This window comes from Nonomuraea sp. NPDC005501, assembly GCF_040605905.1.
Classification (GTDB): Bacteria; Actinomycetota; Actinomycetes; order Streptosporangiales; family Streptosporangiaceae; genus Nonomuraea.
Genome location: NZ_JBEXDT010000044.1, coordinates 26,222 through 50,494 on the forward strand (window position 1 = coordinate 26,222; position 24,273 = coordinate 50,494).

The 24,273-nt window shown below is 72.4% G+C and carries 25 protein-coding genes; 14 read left to right on the forward strand and 11 right to left on the reverse strand.

All coding sequences use genetic code 11. From position 1 onward, the window contains the following. The first annotated feature begins 5 nt into the window (after positions 1-5). Positions 6-785, forward strand: a complete 780-nt coding sequence (locus tag ABZS51_RS21785) for an RNA polymerase sigma factor SigF (protein WP_310708595.1) — start codon at positions 6-8, stop codon at positions 783-785. Between the two features lie 12 nt (positions 786-797). Here the strand turns inward: ABZS51_RS21785 and ABZS51_RS21790 are convergent, their stop codons facing one another. Beyond that, a complete protein-coding gene (locus ABZS51_RS21790) occupies positions 798-1,193 on the reverse strand; it encodes a hypothetical protein (protein WP_355443823.1) in 396 nt (131 codons plus the stop codon). A 110-nt stretch (positions 1,194-1,303) separates the two neighbouring features. Between ABZS51_RS21790 and ABZS51_RS21795 the strand changes: the two genes are divergently transcribed. Together ABZS51_RS21795 and ABZS51_RS21800 are read left to right on the forward strand one after the other, a co-directional pair. After that, on the forward strand, positions 1,304-2,314 hold the full coding sequence (locus ABZS51_RS21795; RefSeq protein WP_355443826.1) for a diacylglycerol kinase family protein: 1,011 nt from the start codon (positions 1,304-1,306) through the stop codon (positions 2,312-2,314). A gap of 273 nt (positions 2,315-2,587) precedes the next feature. Then, entirely contained in the window at positions 2,588-2,842 is a 255-nt protein-coding gene (locus tag ABZS51_RS21800) for a WhiB family transcriptional regulator (protein WP_310708592.1), read from the forward strand. 166 nt (positions 2,843-3,008) lie between these two features. Here ABZS51_RS21800 and ABZS51_RS21805 read toward each other — a convergent pair whose 3' ends face one another. Continuing rightward, positions 3,009-4,592 carry a histidine kinase N-terminal domain-containing protein gene (locus tag ABZS51_RS21805; RefSeq protein ID WP_355443829.1) on the reverse strand — a complete coding sequence of 528 codons (1,584 nt, stop codon included), beginning with the start codon at positions 4,590-4,592 and terminating at the stop codon, positions 3,009-3,011. 60 nt (positions 4,593-4,652) lie between these two features. On the opposite strand from ABZS51_RS21805, the gene ABZS51_RS21810 reads away from it, so the two are divergent. The 9 genes from ABZS51_RS21810 (at position 4,653) to ABZS51_RS21850 (ending at position 13,834) form a co-directional block, all read left to right on the forward strand. Beyond that, positions 4,653-5,801 (forward strand): 8-amino-7-oxononanoate synthase, encoded by a 1,149-nt coding sequence (locus ABZS51_RS21810; protein WP_355443832.1) that lies wholly within the window; start codon positions 4,653-4,655, stop codon positions 5,799-5,801. Further along, the gene (locus ABZS51_RS21815) at positions 5,798-6,517 is read left to right on the forward strand and encodes a GntR family transcriptional regulator (protein WP_175604581.1); all 720 of its coding nucleotides are present in this window, start codon (positions 5,798-5,800) and stop codon (positions 6,515-6,517) included. Before ABZS51_RS21810 ends, ABZS51_RS21815 begins: the two co-directional genes overlap by 4 nt. 169 nt (positions 6,518-6,686) lie before the next feature. Next, positions 6,687-7,409 (forward strand): dethiobiotin synthase, encoded by a 723-nt coding sequence (bioD, locus tag ABZS51_RS21820; RefSeq protein ID WP_355443835.1) that lies wholly within the window; start codon positions 6,687-6,689, stop codon positions 7,407-7,409. Beyond that, complete coding sequence (gene bioB / locus ABZS51_RS21825; RefSeq protein WP_355443838.1) at positions 7,406-8,401, forward strand: biotin synthase BioB; 996 nt, start codon at positions 7,406-7,408, stop codon at positions 8,399-8,401. Before bioD ends, bioB begins: the two co-directional genes overlap by 4 nt. A gap of 87 nt (positions 8,402-8,488) precedes the next feature. After that, positions 8,489-9,457 carry a hypothetical protein gene (locus ABZS51_RS21830; protein WP_355443841.1) on the forward strand — a complete coding sequence of 323 codons (969 nt, stop codon included), beginning with the start codon at positions 8,489-8,491 and terminating at the stop codon, positions 9,455-9,457. Positions 9,458-9,557: 100 nt separating this feature from the next. Further along, the gene (locus ABZS51_RS21835) at positions 9,558-10,718 is read left to right on the forward strand and encodes a histidine kinase (RefSeq protein WP_355443845.1); all 1,161 of its coding nucleotides are present in this window, start codon (positions 9,558-9,560) and stop codon (positions 10,716-10,718) included. Further along, positions 10,709-11,362 (forward strand): response regulator transcription factor, encoded by a 654-nt coding sequence (locus ABZS51_RS21840; RefSeq protein ID WP_355443848.1) that lies wholly within the window; start codon positions 10,709-10,711, stop codon positions 11,360-11,362. The genes ABZS51_RS21835 and ABZS51_RS21840 overlap by 10 nt, the downstream gene beginning before the upstream one ends. Next, on the forward strand, positions 11,359-12,132 hold the full coding sequence (locus tag ABZS51_RS21845) for a hypothetical protein (protein ID WP_355443851.1): 774 nt from the start codon (positions 11,359-11,361) through the stop codon (positions 12,130-12,132). Before ABZS51_RS21840 ends, ABZS51_RS21845 begins: the two co-directional genes overlap by 4 nt. A 55-nt stretch (positions 12,133-12,187) precedes the next feature. Continuing rightward, complete coding sequence (locus ABZS51_RS21850) at positions 12,188-13,834, forward strand: acetolactate synthase (RefSeq protein ID WP_355443854.1); 1,647 nt, start codon at positions 12,188-12,190, stop codon at positions 13,832-13,834. Between the two features lie 4 nt (positions 13,835-13,838). On the opposite strand, the gene ABZS51_RS21855 is transcribed toward ABZS51_RS21850, so the two are convergent. Continuing rightward, positions 13,839-15,689, reverse strand: coding sequence for a protein kinase (locus ABZS51_RS21855; RefSeq protein ID WP_355443857.1), 1,851 nt, complete (start codon positions 15,687-15,689; stop codon positions 13,839-13,841). A 383-nt stretch (positions 15,690-16,072) separates the two neighbouring features. Here ABZS51_RS21855 and ABZS51_RS21860 point away from each other — a divergent pair, with 383 nt between their 5' ends. Beyond that, positions 16,073-16,456, forward strand: coding sequence for a thioesterase family protein (locus tag ABZS51_RS21860; protein ID WP_355443860.1), 384 nt, complete (start codon positions 16,073-16,075; stop codon positions 16,454-16,456). On the opposite strand, the gene ABZS51_RS21865 is transcribed toward ABZS51_RS21860, so the two are convergent. The 6 genes from ABZS51_RS21865 to ABZS51_RS21890 form a co-directional block, all read right to left on the reverse strand. Then, a complete protein-coding gene (locus ABZS51_RS21865) occupies positions 16,457-16,669 on the reverse strand; it encodes a biotin/lipoyl-binding carrier protein (RefSeq protein WP_310708580.1) in 213 nt (70 codons plus the stop codon). It lies immediately after the preceding gene. Positions 16,670-16,741: 72 nt separating this feature from the next. Further along, the gene (locus ABZS51_RS21870; protein ID WP_355443863.1) at positions 16,742-18,007 is read right to left on the reverse strand and encodes an HD domain-containing phosphohydrolase; all 1,266 of its coding nucleotides are present in this window, start codon (positions 18,005-18,007) and stop codon (positions 16,742-16,744) included. Continuing rightward, positions 18,004-19,374, reverse strand: coding sequence for an HD-GYP domain-containing protein (locus ABZS51_RS21875; protein ID WP_355443866.1), 1,371 nt, complete (start codon positions 19,372-19,374; stop codon positions 18,004-18,006). The genes ABZS51_RS21870 and ABZS51_RS21875 overlap by 4 nt, the downstream gene beginning before the upstream one ends. 229 nt (positions 19,375-19,603) lie before the next feature. Then, on the reverse strand, positions 19,604-20,542 hold the full coding sequence (locus ABZS51_RS21880; protein WP_355443869.1) for an NAD-dependent epimerase/dehydratase family protein: 939 nt from the start codon (positions 20,540-20,542) through the stop codon (positions 19,604-19,606). Between the two features lie 10 nt (positions 20,543-20,552). Beyond that, a complete protein-coding gene (gene rsrA / locus ABZS51_RS21885) occupies positions 20,553-20,819 on the reverse strand; it encodes a mycothiol system anti-sigma-R factor (protein ID WP_355443872.1) in 267 nt (88 codons plus the stop codon). Then, positions 20,816-21,421, reverse strand: coding sequence for a sigma-70 family RNA polymerase sigma factor (locus ABZS51_RS21890; RefSeq protein WP_310708575.1), 606 nt, complete (start codon positions 21,419-21,421; stop codon positions 20,816-20,818). The genes rsrA and ABZS51_RS21890 overlap by 4 nt, the downstream gene beginning before the upstream one ends. A 371-nt stretch (positions 21,422-21,792) precedes the next feature. Here ABZS51_RS21890 and ABZS51_RS21895 point away from each other — a divergent pair, with 371 nt between their 5' ends. After that, positions 21,793-22,581, forward strand: coding sequence for a methyltransferase domain-containing protein (locus ABZS51_RS21895; RefSeq protein WP_355443876.1), 789 nt, complete (start codon positions 21,793-21,795; stop codon positions 22,579-22,581). Between the two features lie 182 nt (positions 22,582-22,763). Here the strand turns inward: ABZS51_RS21895 and ABZS51_RS21900 are convergent, their stop codons facing one another. Together ABZS51_RS21900 and ABZS51_RS21905 are read right to left on the reverse strand one after the other, a co-directional pair. Next, on the reverse strand, positions 22,764-23,096 hold the full coding sequence (locus ABZS51_RS21900) for a TraR/DksA C4-type zinc finger protein (RefSeq protein WP_355443879.1): 333 nt from the start codon (positions 23,094-23,096) through the stop codon (positions 22,764-22,766). 154 nt (positions 23,097-23,250) lie between these two features. Next, complete coding sequence (locus tag ABZS51_RS21905) at positions 23,251-24,003, reverse strand: SOS response-associated peptidase (RefSeq protein WP_310708572.1); 753 nt, start codon at positions 24,001-24,003, stop codon at positions 23,251-23,253. Positions 24,004-24,273 lie beyond the last annotated feature (270 nt).

Sequence of the window (24,273 nt, forward strand, 5' to 3'; positions counted from 1 at the left end):
GAGCCATGGCCACCAGCGATCACGCTGTGCCCGACCGGGTCCGTGCCCGCATGCTGTTCGCCGAACTGGCCGAGCTGGGGCCCGAGGAGCCGCGCCGTCAGCGCATCAGGGACGAGCTGGTGGAGCTCCACCTTCCGCTGGTCGAGTACCTCGCGCGACGCTTCCGCAACCGCGGCGAGTGGCTCGACGACCTCACGCAGGTCGCCACGATCGGGCTGATCAAGTCGATCGACCGGTTCGACCTGGCCCGCGGCGTGGAGTTCTCCACCTACGCGACGCCGACCATCGTCGGCGAGATCAAGAGACACTTCCGCGACAAGGGCTGGGCGGTCCGGGTGCCGCGCCGCCTGCAGGAGCTCAAGCTCTCGCTGACGAAGGCCATCAGCGACCTGTCGCAGCGCGAGGGGCGCGCGCCTACCGTGGCCGAGCTGGCCGCCTACCTCAAGATGACCGAGGAGGAGGTGCTGGAGGGCCTGGAGTCGGCCAACGCCTACTCGACGGTCTCCCTCGACGCGCCCGACTCCGGCGACGACGACGCGCCCGCCGTGTCCGACTCGCTCGGCATCGTGGACGAGTCGCTCGAAGGCGTCGAGTACCGCGAGTCGCTCAAACCGCTGCTCGAACGCCTGCCGCCGCGCGAGAAGCGCATCCTGCTGCTGCGGTTCTTCGGCAACATGACGCAGTCGCAGATCGCCACCGAGCTGGGCATCTCGCAGATGCACGTCTCACGCCTGCTGGCCCGCACGCTGGCCCAGCTGCGCGAGGGTCTGACCGCCGACGACTGACGCCCGCTCCGGTCAGCCGGTTTCCTGGCCGTCGCCGTACAACGCCTTGGTGGTGGGGGGTGCGAGCAGGGCGGCCAGGCCGACCACGGCCACCACGACCAGCGGGACCCCGAGGTCCGGCCGGCTGGAGTCGATGAGCGTCACCGCGACGGGCAGCAGGAAGACCTGGGCGAGCACGCTGGGGGTCCTCCCCCACCGCTCGCCTCTCAGCAGACCGCCCCACGCCACCCAGAGCAGCCCCGCGCCGATCAGCACCCCGAAGGCCGCCTCGGCGACGGCGCTGGTGACGTCACCGGCCAGGCCGCGCAGGGTCTCGACCGCCACGTAGCCACCCAGACCTAGCGTCACGAGGCCCTCCAGGGCGACGACGACGGCGGCGACGAGCAGGGTCACGGGACGCTTGGACACACGGGCACCCTATCCACTCCGGCCTCCGGTCCGGTCGCCGCCCGGACGTTGACCCAACAAATAGGGATCATCGCGACAAGACAGACATCCATCATGGATACGCTGGCCTCATGCGCGCGATGCTGCTGGTCAACCCCAAGGCGACGACCACGAACGCCCGCACCCGGAACGTCCTGATCCGGGCGCTCGGCGCGGCCGTGGAGCTGACCGTCGAGGAGACCGGCTACCGGGGACACGCGGCGACACTGGCCGCCACCGCCCGCGCCAAGGGCTACGACGTGGTGGCCGTGCTCGGCGGTGACGGCACCATCAACGAGACGGTCAACGGCCTGCTCAATCCCGTGGACGGCGTCCTCCCGGCCCCCGCCACCCTGCCCGCCGGCACCCTCCTGCCCGAGGACTCCGCGGCCGATGCCGACCCGAGCGCGGGGCGGCCGGCGCTGATCGTCATCCCGGGCGGCAGCGCCAACGTGTTCGCCCGCGGGCTCGGCCTGCCGAACGACCCCGTCGAGGCCACCGGGGCGGTGCTGGAGGCGCTGCGCGAGGACCGGCGCAGAACCGTCGGGCTGGGCCAGGCCCTCTGGGGCCACGAAAGCCGATATTTCACCTTCTGCGCGGGGATGGGGTACGACGCCGAGGTGGTCCGCGCGGTCGAGGGCCTCCGCGGCGCCGGCCGCAAGGCGACGCCCGCCCGTTACGTGAACACCGCGCTACGGCACTATGTCGCGACCGACAAACGGCACCCCCCGATGACGCTGACCGGTCCGGGCATCCCCACGGCGGGCGGGATCTACATGGCGATCATCTCCAACACCTCCCCCTGGACGTACGTCGGCACGCGGCCCGTCCGCCCCACGCCGTGGGCCGCCTTCGAGACGGGCCTGGACATGCTGGGGCTCCAGCGCCTGGGCCTGACCTCGTTGATTCCGCTCATCCAGCACATTCTCACGGAGAGTGACGCCCTCCCGTCCGGCCGGCACCTCGTCCAGCTCCACGACGAGCCCGGGTTCACCCTGACCGCGGACCGCCCGGTGGCCTTCCAACTGGACGGGGACTACCTGGGCGAACGTGAATCCGTAACATTCCGGTCTATCCCGAACGCGTTACAAGTCCTGGTCTAGCTGGTTACATTCGGTCATTGTGTGACGCATCCGACATCCATTACGGCCAAAACTTCGCGGTGACCCCCTTGCGTGCACTCTCCGTGGCTGACAGGCTCAAGACTGACGTCGGAACGTAGGACGTTTAACCACGACCCCGAGGTCGTTCCGGCTGTCCGGCGAGCAATTCCGGTTCTCCATGATCCGGGTCTTTGCTCGCGCGCCCTAGTGAAACTCTTCACAAAGTAGCCGCACGGAGCCGCCCAGAGGCTCCATCTACTAAGGAGTGGACGCATGGACTGGCGCCACGTAGCTGCCTGCCGTGACGTGGACCCCGAGCTGTTCTTCCCGATCGGCAACACCGGCCCGGCACTCATGCAGATCGAGGAGGCCAAGCAGGTCTGCCGATCCTGTCCGGCCGTGGACGCGTGCCTGAAGTGGGCCCTGGAGTCCGGCCAGGACGCCGGTGTCTGGGGCGGCCTGAGCGAGGACGAGCGTCGCGCGCTCAAGCGCCGCACGGCTCGTGCCCGCGCCCGCGCCACCGCCTGATTCACGCGCTCGGCCCGCGCGCCAGACCCACCCCGAACACCCCATTCTCCTGAGCCCCCTGCCCCCGGCAGGCCGTCTCATCCCGGAGTGATCCGTACGGCCGGCAGTCCCCCGCCGCGTCAACCGCGGCGGGCCGGCCCCTGCCCGCCTCGCCCCGCGCCGGCCGTCAGCCGGCGGGCAGCGGGATCGACAGCGTGACCTCGGTGCCCCCGCCCTCCCGGGGCCCGATCGAGAGCCTGCCCGACAGCTCGCCCTCCACCAGCGTCCGCACGATCTGCAGCCCGAGGCTCGTCGAGCTGTCGAGGTCGAACCCCTCCGGAACTCCCTGACCGTCGTCCCAGACGGTCACGTTGAGCCGCTCGGCGCTCGGCTGGACGACGACCTGGAGCCGCTCGGGGCGACCGTGCTGGAGCGCGTTCTGCAGCAGCTCGGTCATCGCCATCGCCAGCGGCGTGGCGATCAGCGACGGCAGCACGCCGAAGCCACCGACCCGGCGCGGCGTGACCGCGGACTCCGGCGCGGACACCTCCCCCGCCATCGCGATGACCCGGTCGGCGATGTCGTCGAAGTCGACGAACTCCTCCGGCGCGTGGGAGAGCGTCTCGTGCACGATCGCGATGGAGCCGACCCTGCGCACAGCCTCCTCCAGCGCCTCGCGCCCCTCGGGCACCTGGAGTCGCCTGGCCTGCAGCCGCAGCAGCGCGGCGACGGTCTGCAGGTTGTTCTTGACGCGGTGGTGGATCTCGCGGATCGTCGCGTCCTTGGTCATCAGCTCTCGCTCGCGCCGCCGCAGCTCGGTCACGTCGCGGATGAGCACCAGCGCGCCGATGCGGCCGCCTCCGACGATCAGCGGGATGGCGCGCAGCTGCACGATCGTGCCGCCGGACTCCACCTCGGTCTCCTTGGCGGCCCGCCCGCTGGCCACGATCATCAGGTCTTCGTTGATGGGCTCGTCGGAGTAGCACAGGGTGGCGGTCACCCGGCCCAGCTCGGCGCCCACGAGGTCGGCGTGCAGACCCAGCCGCCGGTAGGCCGACAGCGCGTTCGGCGAGGCGTACGTCACCCGGCCGCCCCGGTCGAGCCGCAGCAGCCCGTCGCCCACCCGCGGGGAGCGCACCAGGATCGGCTCCTCGCCGGAGAACGGGAAGCGCCCCTCCGCGACCATCTGCGCGAGGTCGGAGGCGCTCTGGAGGTACGTCAGCTCCAGGCGCGACGGGGTGCGCGCCGACGACAGGTTGGTGGAGCGCTGGATCACCGCGAGGAAGCGGCCCTGCCCGTCGGGCAGCGTCCGGCGCACGGGGATCGTCTCCTCGCGCACGGGGACGCCCGTGGACCAGTCGGGGTCGCCCTCACGGCAGATGCGCCGCTCGTTCCAGGCGGTGTCGATGAGGTGGCGCTCGCCCCTGGCGACGACCGTGCCCACGATGTCGTCGTGGTAGACGGTCGGGCCGGTCGTCGGGCGCATCTGCGCGATCGCGATCCAGCCGCACTCGTACCGCTCGCCGCGCCCGTTCGCGCCGCGTCCGCCGGCGGCGGGCCCGGTCTCCGCGAGCACGCTGTCCGCGGCCTGCTCCCCGCCGTCCGGGACGGACTGGCGGTCGGCGGACGGGAGCAGCGGCGCCCACAGGATGAGGTCGGCGAAGGACAGGTCGGCGAGCAGCTGCCAGTCGGAGACCAGCGAGTGCAGCCAGTCGAGGTCCGCCGCGTCCAGAGCGGTGTGGCGGACGACGAGGTCGCTGAGAGTGGGCACACTGCATCATGCGTGCTTTCCCGCCGTACGGCCAAACCGGCCCCCTGATTGAATGCCCCCATGAATCCCCTGGCAGGACTTCGCGCGGCCACTGCCGCACGGCGCGCCGCCGGGCTGGGACGCACGCTGCGCCCCCGCACCCCTGACGACGGCGGCCTGCTCGATCTGGCCTCGAACGACTACCTGGGGCTGGCCCGCGACCCCCGGCTCGCCGAGGCCGCCGTCGAGGCCGTGCGCGCCTGGGGCACCGGCTCGACGGGCTCCCGCCTCGTCACCGGCTCCACGCTGCTCCACCAGGAGCTGGAGGGCAAGCTGGCGGCCTTCTGCGGGGCGGCCGGGGCCCTGGTGTTCTCCTCCGGCTACCTGGCCAACCTGGCGGCCGTGGCGACGCTCGGCCGGGGCGGGCTGGTGGTGTCCGGCGCGGGCAACCACGCCTCGCTCGTGGACGCCTGCCGGCTGGCGCGGGCGCGGGTCGTGGTGACGCCGCGCGCCGACGTGACGGCCGTGGAGAAGGCGCTGGCGGGCCGCGAGGAGGAGCGGGCCGTCGTGGTCACGGACGCGCTGTTCTCCGTCGAGGGCGACCTGGCGCCCGTCGCCGAGCTGTCGGAGGTGGCGGCGCGGCATGCGGCGCTGCTGGTCGTGGACGAGGCCCACTCGCTCGGCGTCGTCGGCGAACATGGGCGCGGAGTGGTGCACTCAACCGGCCTTTTCCGGGAATCTCACATTGTGAGAACCGTCACACTGTCGAAGGCGCTCGGGTCCCAGGGCGGAGCGGTGCTGGGAGAGCCGGAGGTGATCGAGACGTTGGTCGACACGGGCAGGTCGTTCATCTTCGACACCGGCCTCGCACCGGCCTCGGTTGCGGCCGCCTCCGCCGCCGTGGATATCCTTCTCCATCAGCCCGAGCTGCCTCGACGCGCGCGTCTCAGGGCAGGCGAGCTGGCCCGTGCGGTCCGCGAGCTCGGCCTGGAGACGAGCGAGCCGGCGGGCGCGGTCGTGCCCGTGGTCCTCGGAGCGCCGGGAACCGCCGTGCTGGCCGCCGCCGCCTGTGCGGAGCTGGGGGTGCGCGTGGGATGTTTCCGCCCGCCCTCGGTGCCGGACGGCCGCTCTTGCCTGCGGTTGACCGCTCGGGCCAATCTGAGTTCCGATGATCTAGCGGTGATCCGACACGCCCTCACCGCCGTGGCAGAAGTGAAGGTGAGAGCGTGACGGACGACGGCCCTCGCGTACCGAAGTACTACGACGTGAAGCGGAGCCTGCTCGAGCTCACCAAGAGCCTCCCGGCCGGCACGGCGCTGCCTCCGGAGCGGACGCTGGCCGTACGGTTCGAGACCTCGCGCACAACCGTGCGGCAGGCGCTGACCGAGCTGGTGGTCGAGGGACGGCTGCTGCGCATCCAGGGCAAGGGCACGTTCGTCGCCCAGCCCAAGGTGGCCCAGGTGCTCCAGCTCACGTCGTACATCGGCGATCTGCGCACCGCCGGGCTGGAGCCGGACACGAAGATACTGGAGATCGGCTACATCACCGCGGACGAGGCGCTGGCCCGCCGGCTGGCGATCAACCCGGGCGGGCGGGTCCTGCGCATCCACCGGCTGCGCCTGGCCAACGGCGAGCCGGTGTCGATCGACACGACCCACCTGTCGGCCCGCCGCTTCCCGCGGCTGCGACGGGAGCTGGAGGTCCACTCGTCGCTGTACGAGACGCTGCACAACGCCTACAACGTGCGGCTCACGGACGCCGAGGAGATCATCGAGACGGTCCTGGCGACCCCGTACGACGCCAAGGCGCTCGGCGTGGACGTGGGCCTGCCGATGCTCCTCCTGACCCGCCACGCCTTCGACGCCGACGGCAACCCCGTCGAGTGGGCTCAGTCCCTCTATCGCGGCGACCGGTACAAGTTCGTCACACGGCTGCGTCGTCCGTGATCTCCGGGCTCCGTCACGGCACAGCCCGGCAGGCCCCGGTCGCCGCACGGGGCTGAGGGCCTCCAGGGGGACGGCCGCTGACCCGCACGGGGCCGGGCGCCGTCACGGCGTCCTCCGGGCCGTCGCCGTGGTCCACCGTGCGCCCTGCGGCCCGTTCTAGGCTGGGCCGGTGAGCGTTCTCGTCGTCAGTGGGACCGACACCGGGGTCGGCAAGACCGTCGTGACCGCGGCCGTGGCCGCGCTGGCCCGGTTGCGGGGTTCGAGCGTGGCCGTGGTGAAGCCGGCCCAGACCGGCGTGGCTCCTGATGAGCCCGGTGACCTGGACGAGGTCATCCGGTTGTCCGGGGTGACGACGACATTCGAGCTGGCCCGCTACCCGGCCGCCCTGTCACCCGCCGCGGCCGCGCGGGCCGCGGGTGCGGCGCCCGTGTCGCTGGCGGGCGCGGCCGAGCGGATCGGCGAGCTGGCCGAGACCCACCGGCTCGTGCTGGTCGAGGGAGCCGGCGGGCTGCTGGTGCGCTTCGACGAGGACGGCGGCACGATCGCCGACCTGGCGCGGATGCTCGGCGCGCAGGTGCTGGTGGTGGCCCGGGCGGGGCTGGGCACGCTCAACCACACGGCGCTCACGCTGGAGGCGCTGGCCCATCGCGGGCTGGGCCTGGCGGGCGTGGTGGTCGGGTCCTGGCCGGAGGAGCCGGGCGTGGCCGAGCTGAGCAACGTGGCGGACCTGGAGATGCTGGCCGCCCGACCGCTGGCGGGGGTGCTGCGGGCGGGACTGGGCGCGCTCGGCGTGGAGGAGTTCGCGGAGGAGGCGCGCGGCGGGCTGGCCACGACGCTCGGCGGCGGTTTCGACGCGGCGGCGTTCAAGCGGAGGCTTAGGCTGCTCCCGTGACCGACATCCTCACGATCGCCCGCGCGCGGGTGCTGGACGAAGGCAGGGGACTGGACCGGGAGCAGTCGCTGGAGTGCCTGCGCCTCCCCGGCGAGCGGCTGGGCGAGCTGCTCGCGCTGGCCCACGAGGTGCGCATGAAGTGGTGCGGGCCGGAGGTCGAGGTGGAGGGCATCGTCTCGGTCAAGACGGGCGGCTGCCCCGAGGACTGCCACTTCTGCTCGCAGTCCGGCCGGTTCTCCTCGCCGGTCCGCGCGGTCTGGCTCGACGTCGACGAGCTGGTCCGGGCGGCCGAGGAGACGGCGGCGACCGGCGCTACGGAGTTCTGCATCGTGGCCGCCGTACGCGGGCCCGACCAGCGGCTGATGGACCAGGTGCGCCAGGGCGTCGAGGCGATCCGCCGGGCCGTGGACATCAACGTCGCCTGCTCGCTCGGCATGCTCACCCAGGAGCAGGTGGACGAGCTGGCGGCGATGGGCGTCCACCGCTACAACCACAACCTGGAGACGGCCCGCTCCCACTTCGGCGCGGTGGTCACCACCCACACCTGGCAGGAGCGCTGGGACACCTGCCTGATGGTGCGCGCGGCCGGCATGGAGCTGTGCTGCGGCGGCATCGTCGGCATGGGCGAGACGCTGGAGCAGCGGGCGGAGTTCGCCGTCCAGCTCGGCGAGCTGGGGCCCGACGAGGTGCCGCTCAACTTCCTCAACCCGCGCCCCGGCACCCCGTTCGCCGGTCATCCGGTGGTCGAGGGCGCCGACGCGCTGCGCACGATCGCGACGTTCCGGCTGGCGCTGCCGCGCACGATCCTGCGGTACGCCGGGGGCCGCGAGATCACCCTGGGCGACCTCGGCACCCGCGAGGGCATGCTGGGCGGCATCAACGCGATCATCGTGGGCAACTACCTGACCACCCTGGGCCGCCCGCCGGCCCGCGACCTGGAGCTGCTCGACGAGCTGAGGATGCCCATCAAGGCACTGTCGCGGACCCTGTGAGGCTTGACCCGTCCATGGGATGACCATCGGTCGCCATTGGTTGCGATATCGCGGGACTTGTCGCCCGAACAGGGTGATGATGCAGGCATGGCAAAGGCGATCGAACAACCCGTTCCCGGCATCACGGTTGGCCACGGCCTCCTCGCCCGGCGCAACGGGCAGGCCGAACCCGTGGACAAGATCGTCCACGACGGCGACACGATCAACATCGCGGCCGACGGGAACTTCGGCGTGCGCCTGCTCGGCGTCGACGCCCCCGAGGTCAGCTTCGAGCTGCCGCAGAGTCCCGACGTCCCGGACTTCCCCGGAGGCTTCGTCAAGATCGAGCACCCGGCCTGGACGACGTTCCTCACGGACCCGTTCGCCAAGGGCCTGCCCGAGCTCACGTTGCGCACGGCGCTGCGCGCGAACCTGACGGCCCGGCTCGGCCCGCGCGCCGCCGCCAACCACGCCGCCCACGCCGCGCCCGCCACGAAGGCGCTCAAGGACATGGTCGCCGCCGACATCGCCGAGCAGGGCCTCACCGAGGCCACGTTCAAGCTTCGGCTCGCCTTCGCGCACGAGATCCTCGACCGGTACGGCCGGCTCCTGTGCTACGTCAACCGCGACCAGCGCGAGCGGCCCCGCCCCGACCCGTACAACGAGCGGCTGCTCGCGACCGGGCACGTGGTCCCGTACTTCATCTGGCCGAACGTCGACCCGTTCGTACGCCAGGAGGGACGGGTGGCCGACGCGGTGCCGCCGCCCGGCACGGCCCGCTCGATCGGCGCGGCCGGAGCGCTCGGCCGCGCCCGCGAGGCGGTCCGGCTGGCCCGCGAGGCCGGGCTCGGCCTGTGGGAGCACACGGACCCGCTGGCCCTGCTGCCGTTCGAGCTGCGCTTCCTGGCGCAGCGGCGCGCGCCCGACCGGTACGTGCTGGACCTGTCGGACGACGCCCGCGAGCTGCTGCACCCGCAGAGCTACTTCCGTGTGCCGAACCCCGAGGACCGGCTGTTCGTCAACGCCGAGCACGCGCCGCTCTTCCACGAGAAGGGCTGGTCGGTGCCGCCCCTGTGAGGGCGCCGTGAGAGCCGTCCGGGGGTGGGGCCAGCCCCACCCCCGGAGCGCACACCAGGCCCCTGGCCCGCGGGCCGCCGGGGTCAATACCGTGGGGGGCATGAAAGTCCCCCGGCCGTGGTCGGCGCGGGCCTGGCTCGACACGGCCCACGTGATGGTCGGCCTGCCGGTCTCCGCGGTCCTCGCCCTGCTCACGCTCGTGCTGGCCGCCGTGCCGTCCGGGCTGCGCCGCGGCCTGCCGGCGTTCACCCGGGTGCAGCGCTCCAGGTTCGCGGCGTTCCAGGGGGCGCACATCCCGCCCACCGACGCGCCGGTCCGCTGGCGCAGCCGCGCGACGTGGCGGCAGCTCGGCTACCACCTGCTCTCTCCCCTGGTCAGCGGCGCCGGGGCCGTGCTCGTCGCGTTGGGGTGGGGCGGGGCCGTGGTGGGGCTGACGGCATACGCGCAGCCGCGGTTGCAGCCGCCCCAGCAGGTGTTCAGGTTCGACCTGCGCGACCCGGTCGTCGCCGGGGGCTACACGGCCGTGGGCGTGCTGCTCCTGCTGGCGGTGCCGATGCTGGCGCGCGGCATGGCGGCGCTGGACCTGGCGGTGGCCCGCATGCTGCTCGGCCCCAGCCGCTCGGAGCTCGACCGGCGCATCGAGACGCTCACCGAGACCCGGGCCGGGGTGATCGACGCCGCCGACGCCGAGCGGCGCCGCATCGAGCGGGACCTGCACGACGGCGCCCAGCAGCGGCTCGTGTCCCTCGCCATGAACCTCGGCCTGGCCCGCGCCACCCTCACCGATCTGCCGGAGCCGGCCCGCGAGGCCATCGCGCAGGCGCACGAGGAGGCCAAGCAGGCGCTCAAGGAGCTGCGCGACTTCGTCCGCGGCCTGCACCCGGCCGTGCTCAACGACCAGGGCCTCGACGCGGCCCTGTCCGGCGTGGCCGCCCGCGCCCCCTTCCCCGTACGGCTGCGCGTCCGCATCGACCGGCGCCCGTCGCCCACGATCGAGGCTGTGGCGTTCTTCGTGGTGTCCGAGGCGCTGACGAACATCGCCAAGCACGCCGCCGCGGCGCGGGCGGAGATCACCGTGGCGTGCGACGGCGAGGACCTGCGCGTGCGCGTCCACGACGACGGGCAGGGCGGCGCCTCCCTGGACGGCGGAAGCGGCCTGCGCGGCCTCGCGCAGCGCGTGGGAGCGGTGGACGGCGTGTTCAGGCTGACCAGCCCGCCCGGCGGGCCGACGACGATCGAGGTGGAGCTGCCGTGCGAGTAGTGCTCGCGGAGGACTCGGTGCTGCTGCGCGAGGGGCTGGTCCGGCTGCTCGACGCGGCCGGCATGCGGGTGGTGGCCGCGGTCGCCGAGGCTGAGGCGCTGCTGCGCGCCGCCGAGGAGCACCAGCCGGACCTGGTGGTCACCGACGTGCGGATGCCGCCCACGCACACCGACGAGGGCCTGCGGGCCGCCCTGGTGCTGCGCCGCCAGCGGCCGGGCCTGGCCGTGCTGGTGCTGTCGCAGTACGTCGAGGAGCGCTACGCGGCCCAGCTCCTCGGGTCCGCGACCGGCGGCGTCGGCTACCTGCTCAAGGACCGGGTGGCGGACGTGGCCGAGTTCATCGACGCGCTGCGCCGGGTCCCGGCGGGCGGCACCGCGCTCGACCCCGAGGTGGTCTCCCAGCTCCTGCTGCGCGGCCACAGCGACCCCCTGGACCGGCTCACGCCCCGCGAGCGGGAGGTGCTCAAGCTGATGGCCGAGGGCCGCTCCAACGCCGGCATCGGCCAGGAGCTGGTCCTCAGCGAGGGGGCCGTGGGCAAGCACATCGGCAACATCCTCACCAAGCTCGACCTGCCCCCCGCCGAGGGCGACCACCGGCGCGTGCTGGCGGTCCTGCGCTTCCTCAACGTCAGGAGCCTGCCGTGAGAGCCCTCTGGCTGGCCGCCGGCACGATCGCCACCGCCGCCGCCCTGTTCGCCGCCACGGCACTGCTCTGGAACGGGTTCGCGAACGCCGAGCCGCCCAGCGAGCTGTCCCGCGGCTCCTTCCCCGACCAGGGCTCCCAGGTGCGGCTGTTCGTCGGGGAGGGCGTCTCCACCGTGCTCGTCCAGAGCGGGGAGGCCGGAGAGGTCGTCGTGGAGCGGCTGGTGCGCTGGACGCTGGAGAAGCCCGAGGTGACCGAGGAGTGGGGCGCCGGCACCCTGCGGCTCGGCACGGACTGCACCATGACCGCCCGGCGCCGAGGGACGTCCTGCTCGGTGGACTACATCATCCAGGTGCCGCCCGAGGCGTCCCTGGAGGCCGACACGGCGAGCGCGTCCCTGGAGCTGGCGCGCATCCACGGCGGGGTCCGGGTGACGTCCGTCTCCGGCGACGTGCAGGTGGACAGCACGCCCGGCGACCTGTACGTCCGGAGCGGCTCGGGCGACGTCGACGCCATGTCGATCGGCGGCGAGCGCGCCGACGTGGAGATCGGCACCGGCCGCGTCCGCCTGGTGTTCCAGAAACCGCCGGCCGACGTGCGGGCGGTCGTGCGGACCACCGGATCCGTGGCGGTGGAGGTGCCGCAGGAGGCCGCCTACGACGTCAGCGTCGAAGCCCCGCGGGTGGACGTGAACGTCCGCCGCGACAGTGGGGCGGCGCGCCGGATCAGCGCCTCGGTGGCCGAGGGCACCATCGACGTCTGCTGCGATTGACCACCGTCCTCGTTGCTTCCTGTTTACTCGTGTGACTGGTTGGTAAGTTCCCGGCATGGAGTCTGCGAAGCACGCCGGTGACGCCGCCGTCGCCGTGTCCAAGGCCTATGGCGTCGAAACCATGTTCACCCTGTCCGGAGGGCACGTCTTCCCGCTGTACGACGGGGCCGTCCACGAGGGCATGCGCATCCTCGACGTACGTCACGAGCAGAGCGCGGTGTTCGCCGCCGAGGCCACGGCCCGCCTGACCCGCAAACCGGGCCTGGCCGTGCTCACCGCCGGCCCCGGCATCACCAACGGCGTCAGCGGCGTGGCCACGGCCCACTTCAACGGCTCCCCCGTGGTCGTCCTGGGGGGCAGGGCGCCCCGCTCGCGCTGGGGCAGCGGCGCCCTGCAGGAGATGGACCACCCGCCGCTGCTCGCCCCGATCACCAAGCTGGCCTTCACCGCCAGCGACGCCGAGTCCCTCGGCCAGGACGTCGAGGTGGCCTTCCGCACCGCCGTCGCCCCGCACCGCGGCCCGGTGTTCCTCGACGCGTACATGGACGACCTGTTCGCCCCCTCGACCGTCCCCGAGACCGAGACGCAGACCCCGTCGCCGCTGGAGCCCGATCCCGACTCCCTGGCCGCCATCGCCCGGCTGATCGCCGAGGCCGAGCGTCCCGTCCTGGTCTACGGGTCGGACGTGTGGATGGAACGCGCCGAGGAGGCCGCCCGCGACTTCGCCGAGACCTGGCGGCTGCCGGTCATCCCCAACGGCCAGGGCCGCGGCGTCCTGCCCGCCGGCCACGAGCTGCTCGCCACCCGCGCCCGCGGCCTCGCCCTCGGCCAGGCCGACCTCGTCGTGGTCGTCGGCACGCCGCTCGACTTCCGCCTCGGCTACGGCTGGTTCGGCGGCAAGGACGGCGCCTCCCTGGCCAAGGTCGTCCACATCGCCGACGCGCCGTCGCAGCTCGCCACCCACATGCAGCCGGCCGCCTCGGCCGCCGGAGACCTGTCCGTGGTCTTCTGGGGCCTCACGGCCGCCTGCGGCGAGGCCGGGGTCAAGCCGGACCACCACGCCGCCTGGGTGTCCCGCCTGTCGGAGGCGTCCGCCGCGGCCATCGCCGGCGACGCCGACCTGCTCGCGGCCGACTCCGACCCCATCCACCCGATGCGGATCTACGGCGAGCTGAACAAGGTGCTGGCCGACGACGCCGTGGTCATCGGCGACGGCGGCGACTTCGTCTCCTACGCCGGCAAGTACGTCGAGTCGCGCCGCCCCGGCAACTGGCTCGACCCCGGCCCCTACGGCTGCCTCGGCACCGGCCTCGGCTACGCCATCGCGGCCCGCCTGGCCCGCCCCTCCTCCCAGGTGGTGCTGCTGCTGGGCGACGGCGCGGCCGGCTTCTCCCTCATGGACGTCGACACGCTCGTGCGCCACCGCCTGCCCGTCGTCATGATCTGCGGCAACAACGGCATCTGGGGCCTGGAGAAGCACCCCATGCAGATGCTGTACGGCTACGACGTCGCCGCCGAGCTCCAGCCGAACTGCCGCTACGACCAGGTCGTCACGGCCCTCGGCGGAGGCGGGGAGCTGGTGACCAGCCCCTCGGAGATCGGCCCGGCGCTGCGCCGCGCGTTCGACTCCGGCGTGCCGTACATGGTGAACATCGCCACCGACCCGCAGATCGCCTACCCGCGCAGCACCACGGGGGTGTGAGGCCCTACTGCTTGAACGGCGACCCCGTGGCGGTCGGCGTGGCGCTGCCGGAGGGGCAGGTGCCCTCGATGAGCACCAGCGAGACGGGCTTCTTGGGGGCGAGCAGCGTGCCGCCGTCCGGGGTCGACTGGCCGACCCTGAGGCACTCCAGCGGCATCGCGCCCCGGGTCTGGTCGTCGTACTTGACCGTGAACCCGGCGTTCATGAGGATCGTCCTCGCCTGCGGATAGGGCATGTCCAGCACGGCCGGCACCGGCTTCTTGGCGACCGGGGTGGGCGTGGCAGAGGGCGACTTCGTGACCGAGGGCGTCGGCGAGGGCGACGGGGACCGGGTGGGCTCCCGGGTGGGCTTCTCGGTCTCCTCCTCGGTCTCGGTGGGCCTGTTCGCGACGGGCTGCTCGGTCGTGGACCTGGGCTTGGGGCTCCTGGACCTGGTGGTCTTGGTCTGCTTGGGCGTCTCGGAGGTGTCGGAGCCGGCGCTGGTCGTGGTGACCGTGGGGACCGGTGGCTTGTCGGCGTTGATCCCCGTCAGGGCGACCGCGCCGGCGCCCACGCCGAGCACCACCGCGGCTGCTATGCCCGCGATCAGGCCGCCCCTGCGCGGACCCTTGCCGCCGCGCCTGCCTCCCTGCCGCGGTCCCGCCATGGTCGTGGCGTCCTCGGAGGCCGAGAACGCGCCCGTCCGCTGACCGTCGCCCGGCCGGCCGCCGGCCGCCTGGTGTGAGCCCGTCTGCGGGTATCCCTCGGCCTGGTGCGCGCCGGTCTGATAGCCGGCCTGAGGGCCGGTCTGGTAGCCGGCCTGAGGACCCGTCTGGTGGCCTGTCTGGTGCGCTCCGGTCTGGTAGCCGCTCTGCTGGTGCGCTCCGGTCTGGTAGCCCCCCTGCTGCGCCGTCTGGTAGCCGCTCTGGTGGGCGCCGGTCTGGTACGCGTCCTGGGGGTGGGCCCCGGTGGGGTGACCGCCGTTCGTGGGGGCGCCCGGCTGGCCCGGGGCGGCCATCGTGGCCCCGGTGGCGTGCGGCATCGGGGCGGGCAGGGGCGTCTGCCCGGCCGCGATCTGGCGGGCCGTCTCGCTCATGGCCTTGGCCGACGGGAAACGCCGGGCCGGGTCCTTGGACAGGGCACGTTCCACCAGCGCCCGCACCGCCGGCGGGATCTCGGCCGGCAGTTGGGGCGGCGCCTCGCGGATGTGCTTGAGCGCGATGGTGACCGGGCTGTCACCGTCGAACGGGCGCTGCCCGGCCAGGCACTCGTAGGCGACCACGCCGAGCGCGTAGATGTCGACGGCGGGCGTCACAGGGGCGCCCTCGGCCTGCTCCGGAGCGCAGTAGGCGGCCGTGCCGAGCACCATGCCCGCGTCGGTGAGGCGGTTGGCGAGGTCGGAGCGGGCGATGCCGAAGTCGGTGAGCACCAGCGTCCCGTCGCGCTGCACGAGCAGGTTGCCGGGCTTGACGTCGCGGTGCACGATGCCCTGCTGGTGCACGGCCTGCAGGGCCGCCGCGGCCTGCGCGATGAGCTCCATCGCCGCCTGGGGCGGTATCCGGCCCAGCCGGGCCAGCAGCCGGTCGAGGGGCTCGCCGTCCACGAACTTCATCACGAGGTAGACGGTGTCGCCGCTGACGCCGTAGTCGTAGACGTCGACCACGCCCGAGTGGTTGATCGTGGCCATCGCCCGCGCCTCCGCCTGGAAGCGGGCGACGAAGCCTGGATCGTCCATGCGGCCGGGAAGCAGCACCTTGACGGCGACGGTGCGAGCCAGCACGACATCCTCGCCCCGCCACACCTCGCCCATGCCGCCGGCGCCGATGCGGGTATCCAGGCGATACCGCCCCGCCAGCGTCGTCCCTTGGGCCACCATGACTTCCCCCGTACCCCTCTGTCTCTGCGACCTCTCCCACCCCGGGGCTCTCCAACAAAGCGGACTTGTGTCGCGGTGAGATAACACAGAGGTCACGGAATTCCGAGAGTGTACGACTCAGAAATCCCAGACGCCACTTAAATGACACAAGCCGTACAAACCCTATCCTGCGGCCTGGCGGCCGTACTTGTCCGGGGATTCATGAGATCAGCATGCCGTGTTCGGAGCACCTGGCCGTCCATCCGGTCGGCCTCACCTGCACCACCAGCCGGCGGCGGCAGGCCCCGCAGTAACGCGGGGGCTCCAGCTCTCGCGCGGCGGCGCATCGCGCGTGAGCACCCTCGCGCGCGGGCCCGCCACAGTGATCACAGTACGCTGACGTCATGACGCTCGCTCCCGGTCTCCGCTCCCAACTGCTCATCATGGTCGAGCGTGAGGACACGGCGCAGAAGGTCGGCAGCGGCGACGTCCCGGTGCTCGCCACGCCCCGGCTGCTCGCCTTCGCCGAGATGACCACCGTCCAGGCCGTACGCCCCCACCTGGAGCCCGGCCAGACCTCGGTCGGCACCCGGGTCGAGCTGAAGCACCTGGCGGCGAGCCCGCTGGGCACCCATGTCCAGTTCACCGCCGAGCTCACCGAGGTCGACGGCAGGCGGCTGGTCTTCGCCTTCGAGGCGCGCGACAGGACCAAGGTGGTCGGCCGCGGCACGATCGAGCGCGTGGTGGTGGACCGGGCCCGGTTCGTCGAGCACGCGACTGCTCGATGACTACTCGATGACGGCGATCAGGTCGCCCTCCTGGATCACGTCGCCCTCGTTCACCTTGAGCTGCGTCACCACGCCGTCGTCCTCGGTGATGACCGGGATCTCCATCTTCATCGACTCGAGGATGACCAGGGTGTCGCCGTCGGACACCGTGTCGCCCTCGCTGACGACGACCTTCCACACGTTCGACACCATCTCGGCGCGTACCTCGGCCACCGGGGCTCCCCTCGTTCAACGGATCCCAGGATGCCATGCGCGCCCGCCCCGCATCTCCGGGCCGCCCCGGCGTCAGAGACGGTGAACGGCGGCCAGGCGGTCGACGACGCGGGACAGCGCCTCGATGGCGGCCGGGTCGTAGGCCGAGCCGGCCGCCAGGCGGATGCGTTCGAGCGCCGCCCCCGCCCGGTCACGGTCGGTGGAGCCGCCCACCAGGTCGTCGTAGGCGTTGGCCACCTTGATGATGCGGCTGGACAGCGGCGGGTCGTCGGCGATGGAGTCGCACTGGCGGCGCACCACGTCGGCCACCCGGTCCAGCACGCCCGTCTGCTTGATGACCTCGGCGCCCAGCTCCGCGATGCGGCGCGCCTGCTCAGGGTCGGCGAGCACGGTCGCACCGCCCGGGATGGGGTCGCGCAGGGAGAGCTGGCCGATGTCGTGCATGAGCGCGGCGTACTCCAGCTCCAGCAGCTCCGGCTCGGCCATCCCCAGCTCCCGGCCGATGGCCACGGCCAGGCGGCTCACCCGGCGCGAGTGGCCCGGCTCGACGTACCCGCCGACCTCGGTGACGCGCGACAGCGCCCGTACGGTCTGCAGGTAGGTGGCGCGGATGCCCGCGTACTTGCGGAAGGCCACCTGCGTGACCAGCAGCGGCGCGGCGAACACCAGCAGGGCCACGAGGTCCATGCTGTGCGTGGCCAGGGCGAGCAGCACGCCGGAGGCGGCCACGGCGGCGCCCAGCGGGAACGCCATGTTCAGCTCGTCGCGCACCGCGACACGGAAGGCGGTGCGCACCTGCTCGGCCCGCAACAGCGCGGCGATCAGCACGTCCACCAGCAGTGTGACGGCGATGAGCACGACCATCACGCCCAGCGCCGGCCACCACGTCGGGGCGGGCCCCTGGGTGAGCCGGAACAGCGGGTCGGCCAGCGGCCGGAACGCGAAGGCGAGCAGCGCGCCGGTGAGCAGCCGCCGGGCCATCGCGTCGAGCCGCGGCGGGCGGCCGACAGCGAGGTGCGGCAGCGCGCCGGCGATCATCCCGACGGCGATCACCGCCACGACCTGGAGCGCCGAGTGGCGGAGCTGGTCCTGGCTCAGGTCGAGCAGCAGCGTGTAGCCGAGGGCGGCGGCGGCCCCGATGGGCGCGACCTCCCTGTTGCCCGGCATGGTGAGCCTGGCCAGCTCGCCCACCGCGATGAGCGCGCCGAACCCGACCGCGATCTCGGGGTGGTCCAGCCGGGTGGCGGCCGTGTGCGCCACCCCGGCCACGGCGACCAGCCCGGCCCCGCAGATCAGCAGGAGCTGGCCGGAGTCGAGGCCCTGGAAGGCCCGGCTCAAGGCCCGCTCACCACTTCGATCGGCATCGTGGGGTCGTCGTGGTCCTTGACCGGCGCCTCGTCGGCCTCGGGCGGCGGCGGCTCGACCCGGCGGGGCGGCTCCCACGGCCGGTCCTCGAGCGCCTTGACGAACGCGGTGACCATGACAGGGTCGAACTGGGAGCCGGAGTTCTTGCGCAGCTCCTGCACGGCCACCTCGACCGGCCGCGCGCCCCGGTAGGAGCGGTCGGAGGTCATCGAGTCGAACGCGTCGGCCACCGCGATGATCCGGGCGAACTCCGGGATCTCGTCGCCGGCCAGCCCCATCGGGTAGCCCCTGCCGTCGTGGCGCTCGTGGTGGTGCATGATCCCGGCGTACGCCTCGTCGAGGAAGTCGATGCCGCGCACGATCTCCAGCCCGCGCATCGGGTGGAGCTGGATCGCGGCGAACTCCTCCTCGGTCAGCGGCCCCTCCTTCTGCAGCACCTTGGTGGGCACGCCGAGCTTGCCCACGTCGTGCAGCATGCCCGCGTAGCGGATGGCCCGCAGCCGCTCCTGCCCCATGCCGATCTCCTGGGCGATCATGCTGGACGCGGCCGACACACGGGTGCAGTGCCCCCGGGTGTAGTAGTCCTTGGTCTCCACGGCCTGGCACAGGGCCGCGATCGTGGCGTCGTACGAGCGCTGCTGCGCGTGGTACTGGCCGAACGCCCAGCGCGCGACGAACAGCGGCAGCAGCACCAGCACCGCCGAGATCGACTGCACGGTGGCCCACAGCCCGGCCACGAGCAGCCCGAACGTGCCGTAGCCGAGGTACGACAGCAGGAACTGGGCCAGGCCCCGCATCGGGACCTCCATGGCCCGCACTCCGGTCGCCAGGCGGATCATCGTGAGCGTGAGCAGGATGTTCAGCGGCACGAAGACCGCCGTGGCCGCCATGTAGGGGCCGATCAGGTCGTCGAAGGCGTGCACCTCCGGCACCCCGATCCGGCCCCCCAGCCGCTCGTACACCCAGCCGGCCGCGTGACCGCAGATGGCGAACTGCGCGCCGTTGAAGAGCCGCTTGACCAGCGGCAGCCCGGGCCGCACGCTGAACACCGCGGTGAACCCCACGAGCGCCGTGCCGTCGGGCCCGATCAGCACCACGGCCGCCAGCGCCGCCGAGAAGCTGACCGACACCGCGAACTGCTCCACGTTGAGCAGCGTCGGCATCGACTCGCACACGAGGAACAGCAGTGCGAGCACCAGCAGTGTGCCCAGCCCCTCGGCGCCCAGGTGCCCGGGGGTCATCGACTGCCCGATGGTGGTCAGGCTGTGGGCGATGACCCCTGCCGCGACGACGACGACGGCGACGAGGTAGACCCTCGCCGGCCACGACAGATCACGCATAGCGGCCCCTCACGGCCGGATCAGGTCCACGAGACCCCGGGCGGGAAAAGGCCCCCGCCCGCGATCAGCAGCGCCACCGGTGCGATCAACGAGATGCCCGTGATCAGGCGGGCGATCCATGGCTTCGACATCCGCGTCCTCCCCCTTGAGGTCCTGGGGCTCACGGTACAGAAGACAGGGTCACCGCACCCGCCGAGTCACGAATCGCAAGCAAAGCGTAATCAACCGGCTACCCCCGGCGACTCCTGGCCCACTCGACCGTGTTCTTCAGGCCGGTGGCGAGGTCGGTGCGCGGCTCCCAGCCGAGGCCGTCGTAGGCGGGTACTGGATCGACCGCCATGGCGGGCAGGTCGCCCTGGCGGGGCGGCGCGAACCCCGGCTTGTCGGGGCGGCCGGCGGCGTCGGCGATCAGGGCGTGGAGCCTGCGGTCGGTCGTCTGGATGCCGGTGCCGAGGTTGAACCGGCGGCCGTCGCCGGCCTGGCCGCACGCCCGGACGAAGCCGTCGACCACGTCGTCGACGTACACGTAGTCGCGGGTCTGCGTGCCGTCGCCGTGGACGACCGTGGGGACGCCGCTGAGCAGGCCGTCGGTGAAGATGGCCACCACCCCGGCCTCGCCCTCGGGCGACTGGCGCGGGCCGTACACGTTGGACAGCACGAGGGTCGTGTACTCGATGCCGTGCAGGGCGCGGAAGGTGGCGAGGTAGGTCTCGCCGCTGAGCTTGGAGGCCGCGTACGGCGAGCGCGGGTCGGCCGGCGCGTCGCCGGGCACCGGGATCGTGCCGGGACGGCCGTAGACGGCGACGGAGGAGGCGAAGACCACCTTGCGCGCGCCGCCCGCGTGGGCGGCGGCGAGCACCGACGCGGTCCCGACGACGTTGACCATGGCGTCGTGGACGGGGTCGGCCACGCTGCGGCGGACGCTGATCTGCGCGGCCAGGTGGCAGACCACCTCGGGCCTGGCCTCGGCGGTCAGCTCGGCCAGCGCGGGATCGCGCACGTCGAGCACGTGGAGGCGGAACCGGTCGCCGCCCAGGGCGCCCGTGAGGTTGTCGCGGTCACCGGACGACAGGTCGTCCACGGCGACGACCTCGTGGCCGTCGGCCAGCAACCGGTCGACGAGATTGGATCCGATGAAGCCGGCACCCCCGGTGACGAGCACGCGCATGGGGGGAATCCTAGTCGGACAGGTCGGCTCTCACCTGTGCGATGCGCGCCAGCACCTTGGACCGGAGGTCGCCGGGCAGCGGATCGCACCCGCAGTGCTTGGCGACGAGTTGCTTGACCACCTTGTCGAGGTCGTACTCCTGCAGGCACGGCCCGCACTCGTCGAGGTGCACCCGGATGTCGACGCAGTCGCCCTCGGCGAGCTCGCCGTCGAGGTAGGCGTAGACCTTGTCGAGCACCTCACGGCAGTCGGTCTCGTGCGGGTTTCCACAGCTCATTTGGAGCCCTCCGCGGGGACGAGGCCGCGCTCGCGGGCGTAGTCCTCCAGGTGCGCCCGCAGTTGCCTGCGGCCGCGGTGGAGCCGCGACATGACGGTGCCGATCGGAGTGCCCATGATGTCGGCGATCTCCTTGTACGGAAAGCCCTCGACGTCGGCGAGGTAGACGGCGATCCTGAACTCCTCGGGAAGCGCCGCGAGCGCCTCCTTGATGTCGCCGTCGGGCAGGTGCTCCAGCGCCTCCACCTCGGCGGACTTCAGACCGCTCGACGAGTGCGACTCCGCGCGGGCCAGCTGCCAGTCCTCGATCTCCTCGGTGCCCGACTGCTTCGGCTCGCGCTGCTTCTTGCGGTAGCTGTTGATGAAGGTGTTCGTCAGGATCCGGTACAGCCAGGCCTTGAGGTTCGTGCCCTCCTGGAACTGGTGGAAGGACGCGAACGCCTTGGCGAAGGTCTCCTGGAGCAGGTCCTCGGCGTCGGACGGGTTGCGGGTCATCCTGAGCGCCGCGGAGTAGAGCTGCTCGAGATAGGGCATCGCTTCGCGCTCGAACCGCTCGCTCCGCTGTTCGAGTGTCTCCGCGCCTGTCGCGGGCACCAGGCCCACCCCCCTAAGATCACCGGTGGCCGGTTGTGACGGGACACCGTACTCAGGGGAGAATACCCGCTCGTCAAGAGGCGCCCGGTCACCGGGGACCGGGTCCACCTTCTGATAGGTGGCGGGGCCCGGCGAGGCGGAGCTCGGCGAAAGAGAGCCCGGCGGAAGAGAGCTGGGCGAAAGAGAGCTCGGCGAAAGAGAGCGAGGTACGAGCCTACGAGCGCCGAGACGGTCGCGTCCATCGACAACAGCGAGCATGCTCGTCGCAACACGCCCGTGCCCGCGTCTGTTCCCGCAAGATGGAAGGTGACGAACGACCCGGTGCGGGGAAAACCATACGTACCGGCTGGTAGCCATTTTCCGGAACCCAGGAGTCGCGTGTGCTGCCCATTCCGGCCGAGGAACTGAACGGCTCAGGGACGCTCGGACCGTACTGGACCTTCTACCGTGCCGTCGTGGCCGAGCAGCTGAGCCGGTGGCTACCCGCCGAGCCTTCCGTGGTGCTCGACCTGTCCGGCGGGCGTGGACGCTGGTCCGGCCAGCTGTCGAGGGCGGGGCACCGCGTGGTCGAGGTGCTCGACTTCCGGCGCGTGGCCGACGTCCAGTCCAGGCTGCGGCCCGTGGAGGGCCCGCAGCGGCTGCGCGAGGCCGACTCCCCCGGCCATGACAGCGGCGAGGTGCGCCAGGTCCGCGCCGACGACCTGTCGTTCCTGCCCGACGCGAGCGTCGACGCGGTGGTCGCCGAGGAGCGGGCCATGTCGATCGAGCTGATGGCCGAGTCGGCGATGAGCGACGTGATGCGCGTGCTGAAGCCGGGCGGGCGCGCGCTGGTCTGCGTCGACTCGCTGGTGCTGGGCATGGCGATCCTGGCCGAGCAGGGGCAGTGGCAGCACCTGCGCCAGACCGGCGAGGTCATGCTGGTGCCCTGGCCCGACGGCAGCATCACGCGCTGCTTCAGCGGCTCCCAGCTGCGCGAGCTGCTGATGGACGCGGGCCTGGAGGTCGAGTGGGTGCGCCCGCGCACGGTGCTGTCGCCCTCGACGGTGGACCACGTGCTCGGCTCCGGCACCAGGGCGATGAACTGGCTGGTGCGCACGGAGCTGGAGGCGCATTTCGACGACGACGACACGGTCGGCATCCACCTGGTGGCCAGCGCCCGCAAGCCCTGACACCCGGCGCCGGCCCGTGCGGGCCTGTGCGGCCCGATGCCTCATGTGCCGGCCTGTGCCCGTGCCGGCCCGTGCCTGCCTGTGCGGCCCGAGACCTCGTGTGCCGGCCTGTGCCTGTGCCGACCCGTGTTCGACCCGTGTTCGACCCGCGGCGGCCCGTGCCGGCCCGTGTGCGCGGCTCGTCAGCGGCGGCGTTCCCGCCTGCCCTGGCACTGCACGCAGCGGGCCGCCTCGGGGCGGGCCTCCAGGCGGCCCTCCGGCACCGGCTCGGCGCAGTCGACGCACCTGCCGTAGGTGCCGTCGTCGAGGCGCTTGAGCGCGTCCAGCACGGCCCGCCGCTGCGTCGCCGCGACGGTCAGCATGGCCTGGGCGCGGTCGGCGTCGCATAGGTCGGACCCGGCGTCGGCCGGCGAGCGGTCGTTGACGGCGACCCGGTCTCCCCGTAATACCCCGATCGAGCGGTCGAGGTCGGCGAGCATCTTCTGCAGCCTCTGGCGAGCGGACGTGTCCTCCACGGATCCGCACCTCCGGGTGAATGACGGCAACCCGCGGCGGGACTCCCCGGCTGTCCCGCGCGGCGCATGGGGGGCAATGTGGTGGCGGTGACTCCTCGTAAGCGAATGCACCGCTTTCCTCACCGAATGCCCACTTGGCCGTCCTTTTACACCTTCAGAAGAGCGCGGGCGCCTCCTCGGGAGGGAGCGGTTCGACGAGCTCCGGGCCGTTGTTGCGGACGTTGTTGACGGCGGTGGAGACGGGGACCGCGGCGAGCCGGCCCGGGGTGGCGGGCACCAGCAGCCCGGAGACGGTCTCCGTGTCGGTGAGCTTGGGGTCGAGCCACTCGGCCCAGCGGTCCGGCTCGACCATCATGGGCATCCTGTCGTGGATGCGCCCGAGCTCGTCCTCGGCGTCCGTGGTGACGACCGTGCAGGTGACGAGCCACTTGAGGGGGTCGTCGTCCTCGCGCGAGGGGTCCTTCCAGAACTCGTACAGGCCGGCCATCGCCAGCAGCCCGCCGTCGTCGGGGCGGATGAAGTACGGCTGCTTGCGCTTCTTGCCGTCGTCGCCCTCGACCGGCATCCACTCGAAGTAGCCGTCGGCGGGCAGCAGGCACCTGCGCTTGGCGAACGCCTGCCGGAACGACGGCTTCTCCGCCAGGGTCTCGGCCCGGGCGTTGATCATGCGCGAGCCGATGGACGGGTCCTTGGCCCAGGCGGGCACCAGGCCCCATCGCACGACCCTGAGCTGCCGCACCGCCCGCTCGGCCTCCTTGGGCACCCGGCTGAGCACGGCGTAGACGTTCTTGGTGGGCGCGACGTTGTAGTCGGGGGCCAGCTCCTGGTCGGGATCGCCGTCGAGCTCGACCTGGAACTCCTCCAGCAGCTCGTGCTTCTTGCGCGCCGACGCGTATCTACCGCACATGCCCCCACATTGCCACGTACGGCCTCCGCTCGCGTGTCCACACGCGGCGACCGCGTGGGGACCCCGCCTGCCCACGGTCGCGGGCGAGGGACCGGCGTCCGTCCACAGGCCGGTCCGTAGGGACGGCGTCCGTCCACAGGCCGGTCCATAGGGACGGCGTCCGTCCACAAGCCGGTCCATAGGGACGGCGTCCGTCCACAAGCCGGTCCATAGGGACGGCGTCCGTCCACAAGCCGGTCCATAGGGACGGCGTTCGTCCACAAGCCGTAC